This is a genomic window from Lacticaseibacillus saniviri JCM 17471 = DSM 24301, assembly GCF_001311785.1.
Classification (GTDB): Bacteria; Bacillota; Bacilli; order Lactobacillales; family Lactobacillaceae; genus Lacticaseibacillus; species Lacticaseibacillus saniviri.
This window is the reverse complement of the sequence record NZ_BBBX01000036.1, coordinates 1-9,230: the sequence shown is the minus strand read 5'-3', so window position 1 is coordinate 9,230 and position 9,230 is coordinate 1. Positions and strand designations below refer to the sequence as shown.

The window sequence follows — 9,230 nt, the reverse complement described above, 5'->3', positions numbered from 1 at the left end:
AAGTTATTAATCGCGATTAATGATTTATTTGAGCTGTGGAAGGTAAACACGGTTCTGAATGTCTCTTAAAATCTGTCTCAAATATTGACTTCAATCCAAATGTTACTACAGATCTTTTGATGAAAATATGCACTGGCTTAGATTGCAACCTTAATGACATTTGCGAAACTGTACCAATTAACGAAGAATAGGAGAAATTTCATGCAAACGGATAATGAAAAATACAATGAAACTGTACAGCCGAACACTGCTTTCTTAAATGAACTTAAAGAAAAGTTGCCAGAATTCTTTGCTGAAAATGGTTCTTTTGATATAGATAAATTTAAAAATCAATTAGACAATAACAACATCAATGAGCTGAGTGAAGGTTATCAGCTAGATTTTATTGGTAAAGATTATGCGCGGCGTCAAGCAGGTGAGATGCCGACAACAGTGATTGTCCCTGATGAAAAACAAAATAAGGGTGAAGGGAAAGACAGTAATAACTTGTTCTTTACTGGTGATAACTTGGAAGTCTTGCGTCATCTTCAGAACAATTACCAGAATAAGATAGATGTGATTTACATTGATCCGCCATATAACACCGGTAGTGATGGTTTCGTTTATCCAGATTCTTTTGAATATAGTGATGAGAAACTAAAAGATATGTTTGGCTTAGATGACGAACAAGTCGAGCGTCTTAAAAGTATTCAAGGAAAATCCAGTCACTCTGCTTGGTTAACTTTCATGTATCCAAGATTAGTTTTAGCTAAAAGGTTACTTTCCAGTAAAGGAATCATTTTTATTTCTATAGATCATAACGAACAAGCAAATTTAACTATTTTATGTGACGAATTATTTGGTGAGATTAATAATGTAGCTAATTTGGTTTGGACAAATAAAGAAGGTGGAGGTTCTTCGGACTCAAGCTTGTTTAGAATAAAAACGAAAGCATTCTAACATATAGCAAAATATATTTTCAACTAAAAATAAAAGGAATGAAAATATCTAATATCGAAAGATATAATCAATCCGATGAATATGAATTAGAAAGAGGCAAATATTACTTACAAAAGTTAGGAATGGGATCTATTTCATATTCTCAATCCTTAGACTATGCCTTACAGTGTCCAGATGGTTCTCGTATTTATCCTAAAGATAATAATAATGGAAAAAGGGCAATTTGGAGATGGTCTAAGGATAAAGTTAAATGGGGAATTGAAAATGATTTCATCGTGTTCAAGAAAAATAACGACGGCAAGTATACAGTTTACACAAAACAATATTTAAAAGTCGATAATACGAATAAACAAATTGATAGAAAGCAACCCCCAATGAGTGTCATAGATAATTTTTCTAGTACACAGGGAAGCAAAGAATTAAAAAATTAGAATTGCAAGAATATTTTTCATATCCCAAGCCTACTAAATTAATCAGATGGCTTCTTGATAGAATTACTACTAAAAATCCGTTAATTCTAGACTTTTTGCTGGATCATCAACAACTGCTGATGCCGTTATGCAACTTAATGCTGAGGATGGCGGGCATCGAAAATTTATTATGGTTCAGTTACCAGAAAAGACTTACAAAGTTGATCAAGATACGGGAAAACCCATTTTAGATAAAGGGGGCCAAAAGATACCTACTAAAGGTGGCAAAGCAGCATATGATGCTGGTTTTAAATCCATTGATCAAATTTCCCGGGAACGTATTCGTCGTGCAGCTAAGAAAATTCGTGAAGATAATGAATTGACCTTACCTGAGAACTTTGATGGTAGCTTCAAGCATTATCGAGTTGTCAAACCGATTAAACAGACGTTGGAAAACATTGAAGACTTTGATCCAAACAATACCAATTTATTTACTAATATGGTTGACGGTTTCTCTAGCCAGAGTTTAGAAGTAGCTGGAGATACGGCTGGTGAAGACACCATTCTTACTACCTGGCTGGCTAAGGATGGGTATTCTTTCGATACCAACGTTGAAGAAATTAAGTTTGGCAATTACACAGCTCATCAAGTTGAAAATAATCGTCTCTACCTGATTAATGAAGGCTGGGGAGCTGACCAGACCAAAGAGCTGTTAAATCAACTGGGTACTCACCAGTTAGAAGTACAGAGTGTGGTTCTGTTTGGCTATTCCTTTAACGTCGCCGAACTTCGCGAACTAGAAAATGGTCTGAAGCAGTTAGATAGTAAAGTCACTTTGATCAAGAGGTACTAAGCCATGAAGATTAAACTAGAAACTTTACAGCATCAAACTGACGCTCTGACTGCCATTGATAAATCTTTTCCCGGAATGGATACGATGAGTAATGATCCCAATGCAAACTACATCTATGCCAATCCGCTGATTAAGTACCGCTACAACGATAAAGCTAATATTGACATCAAGATGGAAACAGGTACGGGAAAGACCTATGTTTATACCCGAATGATGTATGAATTACATCAAAAGTATGGTCTCTTTAAGTTTGTCATTGCAGTGCCTAGCCCAAGTATTAAAGAGGGTACTCGTAGTTTCATTACCAGTGATTATGCTAAACAGCATTTTAGTGAATTCTATGAAAATACTCGGGTACAATTAAACGTCATTAACGCAGGTGATTTTAGTACACGTTCAGGCCGTCGTAACTTCCCGGCACAGTTATCTGAATTTGTGGAGGCAACTAGACAGAATACTAATCAAATTGAGGTACTGCTGGTTAATCAAGGGATGCTTCATTCTAAGTCCATGCACCATGATGATTATGATCAGACTTTGCTTGGTGGCGAAACTTCACCAATTAAGGCCATTGCGGCAACTAGACCTGTAGTCATTATTGACGAGCCGCAGCGATTCCCACGGGGTAAAAAGTTTTATGAAGATATTAAAGCAATGAAGCCCCAATTAATTGTCCGTTTTGGAGCTACTTTCCCGGAAACAACAAGTGGGCGTGGCAAAAACAAGGTTACTAAGATTGATTATTACCGTGGTGAACCCCAGTTCAACTTAGATGCCGTCGATAGCTTTAATCAAGGTTTAGTTAAGGGAATCGATATCGATTACCCAGATATGCCAGAAGAGCAAGCAAGCAACTTGTACGAGGTTAAACAGGTTAAAGCTAAAGAATTGATCCTTTCCCAAGGGAAAAAGAATACTCTCTAGGTGTTGGTGAAAACCTTGCAGATGTCGATCCAGGCTTTCAAGGGGATATTACTTATGCCGGTGGCACGGATCATGAGTTATCTAATGGATTGGCGTTGGCTAAAGACATGAAATTAATCCCGGGCACTTTCGCGCAAAGTTACCAGAAAGAGATTATTTTGCAAGCCTTGGACTGCCACTTTAAAGCCGAAGAGGAAAATTTTCTGCGTCCTAACTCTGGGGATAATGCGCCTAAAATTAAAACCTTGTCCTTGTTTTTCATTGATAGTATTTCAAGCTTTCGAGGAGAAAATAGCAGTAAAGGCTGGCTTGCCAAAGAATTTGAACGACTTTTAACTGAAAAATTAAAGAGACTGATTGGCCGGTATGAGATGGCAATAGATGATCGAGAAAAAGATTATTGTTCATTCTTGCAAGCTACTTTAAGGAGCTTGCAGTCAGAACATCAGGACGTATATGCTGGCTACTTCAGTGAAGATCGCGGCAGTTCAGATGCTGATATTCAAGCTGAAGTTGAGGATATTCTTAGTAATAAGGAAAAACTACTTAGCTTTAAGGATAAAGATGGTAACTGGCTAACTCGTCGCTTTCTCTTTTCAAAGTGGACGCTGCGTGAAGGTTGGGATAATCCGAATGTTTTCACAATTGCCAAGTTACGTACTTCCGGTTCCGAGATTAGTAAGATTCAGGAAGTTGGTCGTGGTTTACGGCTTCCGGTTGATGAAACTGGTCACCGTTTGAATCAGGATGAGTGGCAGAGTCGTCTATCTTTCTTAATTGGTTATGATGAACGAGATTTTGCTCAAAAGTTAGTAGGTGAAATTAATGATGATTCACCGATAAAACTGAACCAAGAAGAATTAACTGATGACATGATCAAGCTGATTGTTAAAGCTAAACAAAAATTGATCCTAAGTTTGATGAGGATCAGCTGCTTGATGATTTAGATGCCCATAATGTGATTACTCGTTCTAACAAATTTAAAGAAAACGTTGAATTAGATGGTCAAACGATGACCGGCTATGATGCGTTGTGTTATCTTTATCCAGAATTAGTCCAAGAAACTAAAGTTGCTAAGGATAAGGTTCGAGATAAAAATTCAAAAGACAGCACAACTGTTAAGTTACGCAAGCAAAATTGGCAGCAATTGAAAAACTTGTGGCTGCAATTGGCTAAGCGGCAAATGATCAAGTTTGATCCATCGGTTAATCAAGATGCCGAAACTGTTGCCCGGAACGTCTTTAACGATAGCGACAATAAAGTTTTTGTTTTGCAGAGTCCTCAGATGGTCCACCAGGAAGTGGTGACTGATAGTAGTTCAGCGTCTGTTCGTGAAACGCAGGCGGATTATAGTACTGAATATTTGACCATGAAATATGGTAAATATGGTAAATTTCTTAAGATTCTGGCCCAACAAACAGATTTATCAGTAAACTTGCTGAACAACCTGATGATTAAGGCAATTAAGAGATTAAGAAACAATACTAATTACATTAATGAAAAAACATTAGGTAACTTAATTCGAACCTTTAACAATCAGTTTAACGAACGAATCAAGACTTCATATAGCTATGAGCCTTTGAAGTTTTCGGCTTCCACCTCGATTTACAATGCCAAGAAGCAGGAATTTGTAGATTCAGTTCCTGCTAGCGTACTTGGAGTATACCAATCAAATTCAACTTCTGATGAAAAGTACTTGTATGATCGACCACCGCTGCGTTATGACAGTGCTGATCCAGAATTAAAAATTTTACAACGGTCGTATGGGCCGAAGATTAGTGTCTTTGGAAAATTACCTAAGCAAGCTATCAAAATTCCCCGCTTTGATAATGGGACAACGACACCTGATTTCATTTTTAAGATTGATCATGGTAGTAAGCCGATCTATTTGGTGATTGAAACTAAAGCTGAAAACATGCGTTTAGGTGATGAAGAAATCCGGATTATTCAACAAAAGTACTTTGACCATTTAAAGGAATCTGGGGTTTACTATCAGATGGCTACTAGTGAGCAAGAAGTGCATGATTTAATCAATAAATTGGAGAATGGGGAGTTGAACTAAAATGTTGTCGCTAATCGAATTAGCTAAAGAAGGAAAGTTAGAGAAAACTGGTGCCAAGCCCAAGTTACCGATTAAGGTTGATGGGGTTAGCTCTGAAACGCTGGATGTTTACAAGATTCCACTAGAATATGTCTATTACAATGACAAAAATGGTCGGATTGCAACCGGTATTTCACAGCATCAGGATGAATTGCATCCAGCCAATGATAAAGAAGATCCACAATATAACAATTTTGTTGCTAAATTAATCGAACAAGACAATTCATCAGCCTTGAAGCGGACAGAAAAATCGATACAAGAGTCTGGTCAGCAAGTTTATGGGTACGTACTGGATGACGGACGGATTGTAGATGGCAATCGTCGCTATACGGCATTACGTAATATTCGTCAATCTACTGGCAGGACAGTATATTTTGAATCTGTTGTTTTGCCGTTTTCATATGGTAACACTACTGAGCGTGCTAAGATCAAAAAGCTAGAGTTAGCCATTCAGATGGGTGTTGAAGAGCGCCAAGATTATGATCCAGTTGATCTGGCTGTGGATATTTACCAAACCACTAGCGGTGATGACCCAATTATGACTCAGGCCGATTACGCAGCTGATTCTCATATGCGACCAACAGAAGTTAAAAAATATTATGATGGTGCGGGCTATATGAAGAAGTTTCTGGAATTTATTGGTGCTTCAGAGAATAATTTCAACATTATCAAGGAAAGTAAAGTGTGGTCACTTTTCTATGAAATGGGTCAATCGTTATCTAAGAATTTTGGCGACGATCCTGAATCTCAAGTTCGCAAGAATGAAACGATGAATTCATATTTTGGCGTGATTCTTTATCAAATTCATGTTGGCGTTAGTGGTAATACAGCCAGGACTCATATTCGTGAATACGGTAAAAATATCGTTAATAGTGTTGACAATGAAGATTTCAATGATGATGTAGCTGACATGGTTGATGATCTTTCAGAATCACTTCAGGACGAGGAAATTCACACTACCTCTGATCTGATGCAGAGTTTGACGGATGAAAACGAAACCGTTGAAGAGCTTGGTGATACCTTTGACACCTATATGCGAAATGCCCGTAATAGTGAGTCTGTAGATAAGTTCATCCGCAATATAAAGCAGAATGTGAAGTACTACCACGACTTAAATGAAGATGGTGGCCTGATTGGGAGTCTTCGTTACAACGAGGTTAGTGAAGATCAACTAAAGGAACTGCAGAAATATATGCGTGACCTAAACCAATTGAGTAAGGAGTTGTTCAGCAAGTATGGGGATGAAATCAGATAATCCAATCATTATCAAGAATGATGACGGCTTGTTTCAGCTGGTAGATGATGATCACCATACACTGGAAACCAAGGTTGCCCAACGCGGATTAGTTATTTTCACTCCATATTTTAAGGATCCTGAGCAACGTACTTTTAAGGAAGATTTGACTTATATTCAGCTGCTGGAATTAGTTAAAAAGCTTAATCGGCGACTAAAGCGAAAAGGATTACCAGAAGTCAAAACAAGTAGCAAATTCAATCAGTTTGTGCAGCAACGTCAATACTACATTAAAGAGCAAAGCCAAGCGGGGTTAACAATTAAAGATGGCGATCCTCGTTGGCAGCAAGAGTTTGACAATTTTAGGGCGATTGTCAGTCAAGAAATTACCCGGCCATTAAAGCCTGAACAAGAAAAGGCCAGCTTCTTCATGACTATCATGAAGCGAGCTGCTAACTTTTCGGTGCCAGGTGCTGGCAAAACTGCTATGATGTATGGCACTTTTGCTTACTTATCTAGTCCTAGAGTTAATGAAGTTGATAAGCTGTTAGTCGTTTCTCCATTGAATGCTTTTGCTGCGTGGCGGACAGAATTTCAAGAGGTCTTTGGGCCGAAGCGAGAACTTCATTATCTCAATATGCGGGACAAAAGTACAACAATAATGTCGGAGCCATTAAGCATGATTGGATTAAGGCAGATGTGATCACGATCAACTACGAAGCCTTGCAGAGCAAATTAAATATCATCAATGACTTGTTGGACTCGAAAACGATGCTGGTCTTTGATGAGGTTCACCGGGTTAAAGGCGTCGGTGGCCAGCGAGCTAAAGCTGCTCTCAGTCTCAGTAGGGCACCACATTATCGATATGTGTTAACTGGAACACCGATTCCAAATGGTTTTAGAGATATTTATAATTTCTTGCATTTAATGTATCCTGATGAATACTCTTCATTCTTTGCCTGGGATCTGACTACTCTTAATAATATTGATCCAGAAGATGTTAATAAGAAGTTATCACCATTTTTCTGGCGGACCAACAAACAGGATCTTCAGGTTCCTAAACCGGATCCAGATATTATTAAAGAAGTAGCTCCATCAAAAATCAGGAGCTGCTGGCACAGGCAATTTATGAAAATGAAAACGGAACATTGGCGACCTTTATCAGGTTACTTCAGGCTTCGACAAACCCGGAGTTGCTGAGCACTAACATCAACTATAAAGAACTAGGACTGGTAGATGCTGATTCTGGAGTGTGGGATAAACAGACGGCCACGGTTGAAAAAGAGAATTCCAGTAGCGGAGAAGCTTATAAGAAATATGATTTAACTAAGATAGAGGCGCCTAAGTTTGAAATGGGCATTGATCTGATTGATAAGCTGGTCAGTCAAGGCAAAAAGGTCCTGGTGTGGGGGATGTTTGTCGGTACCATGCAAAAGATTACTGATACTCTTAATGGCATGGGCATTAAAACTACCTTGGTTTATGGAGCGACACCAAAACAGGATCGAGAAGGAATGATTAATAATTTCCGGACCGGTGATGCACAAGTACTGGTATCGAATCCTAACACTTTAGGGGAATCCATTTCGTTGCATCAAACTGTACACGACGCGGTTTACTTCGAATACAACTTTAATTTGACCTTCATGTTGCAGTCCCGAGATCGGATTAACCGTCTGGGACTACCAGCAAATCAATACACAAGGTACTACTATTTGATGACCAAGGGCGATGTTGCACATATGGGCTTTATCGACAGGATAGTTTACAAGAAACTAAAAGATAAAGAAAAAGTGATGCTGGATGCAATCGATGGTCAGCTGCTTGTTCCTGAATATACTGACGATTACTTGCAGGAAGTTAAGGACATTGTGATGGGGAGGTATAAGTGATGGAAACTATACAATTAATAAAAGATATAACACTCAACCTTTTAATTATATACTTTTAGAACAAAGTGACATGCCTAATTCTGCAAAATAAAGCACTTTTTTGTAAATAGTCAGGGAGATATCATGAATCAGTCAACTTTTCAGCTACTTGGTAATGTTGCTTCAGCAGATTTCTACCTTTGTGAAGGCAGTGATATTACTTTAATATCTGATAATAATGCCTATAATATGAAAGTTTTAGCCCAAGAAGCGCTTAAACTGCGTGTTCCTAATTCTTTGACCGTTATTGATTTAAACAACTTCTACGTTGGTATGATCCCTATTGATCATAATCAGATATTGACCATGATTCCTCATATTAACACCACCAATATCCCATTCAATTATCAGGAAATCACTAATTTTATCGGGTCTAGAATTTTTGGTGTTGGAAAGTATTTCCATTCCAAAAGTACTAGGCCCTAATTTAAAAAGCCATTGATAATGGATCAAAAACGGCCAATAGGGTATACCCTATTGGCCTTTTTATTTCTGTGCTATACTAGGAATTGCAAGTGTTCATTAGAACTGTCCAAAAGGAGAACTGGAAATGGCTAAAATCGGTTATGCGCGTGTGAGTTCCAAGGAGCAACATTTAGATCGACAGTTAGCGGCTTTAAAAGGCGTGGATAAATTATTTACGGATAAATTAAGTGGGGCTAACACCAATCGACCTGAACTGCAAAAACTGCTGGCTTATATCCGCGAGGGTGATATTGTCCTGGTCACTGAACTAGATCGCTTGGGCCGAAACAACCATGATTTAACTCAGATCATGAACACCATTCAAAGTAAGGGGGCCACCCTAGATGTGTTGAATTTGCCGTCTATGACGGGG

The 9,230-nt window shown here is 38.3% G+C and carries 4 protein-coding genes and 3 pseudogenes; all 7 read left to right on the top strand.

Annotation, left to right across the window (positions count from 1 at the left end):
- Positions 1-119 precede the first annotated feature (119 nt).
- Positions 120-191: a hypothetical protein gene (locus tag JCM17471_RS16145; protein ID WP_235809417.1), complete on the top strand. Its 72-nt coding sequence runs from the start codon at positions 120-122 to the stop codon at positions 189-191.
- 10 nt (positions 192-201) lie between these two features.
- Positions 202-2,202 (top strand): annotated as a pseudogene (locus JCM17471_RS13620) (site-specific DNA-methyltransferase).
- A gap of 3 nt (positions 2,203-2,205) precedes the next feature.
- Positions 2,206-5,188, top strand: a pseudogene (locus tag JCM17471_RS12700) (type III restriction-modification system endonuclease).
- 1 nt (position 5,189) lies between these two features.
- The gene (locus JCM17471_RS12695; protein WP_054778129.1) at positions 5,190-6,482 is read left to right on the top strand and encodes a hypothetical protein; all 1,293 of its coding nucleotides are present in this window, start codon (positions 5,190-5,192) and stop codon (positions 6,480-6,482) included.
- Positions 6,463-8,353, top strand: a pseudogene (locus tag JCM17471_RS12690) (SNF2-related protein). Before JCM17471_RS12695 ends, JCM17471_RS12690 begins: the two are co-directional and overlap by 20 nt.
- A 123-nt stretch (positions 8,354-8,476) precedes the next feature.
- Positions 8,477-8,818: a hypothetical protein gene (locus tag JCM17471_RS12685; protein WP_054778128.1), complete on the top strand. Its 342-nt coding sequence runs from the start codon at positions 8,477-8,479 to the stop codon at positions 8,816-8,818.
- 124 nt (positions 8,819-8,942) lie between these two features.
- The coding region (locus tag JCM17471_RS12680) for a recombinase family protein (RefSeq protein ID WP_082395344.1) at positions 8,943-9,230 on the top strand (288 nt) is incomplete at its 3' end.

Bases quoted from the DNA above. Each gene is read 5' to 3' on its own strand.
- JCM17471_RS12695 (WP_054778129.1), top strand. From the start codon at position 5,190: ATGTTGTCGCTAATCGAATTAGCTAAAGAAGGAAAGTTAGAGAAAACT.
- JCM17471_RS12685 (WP_054778128.1), top strand. From the start codon at position 8,477: ATGAATCAGTCAACTTTTCAGCTACTTGGTAATGTTGCTTCAGCAGAT.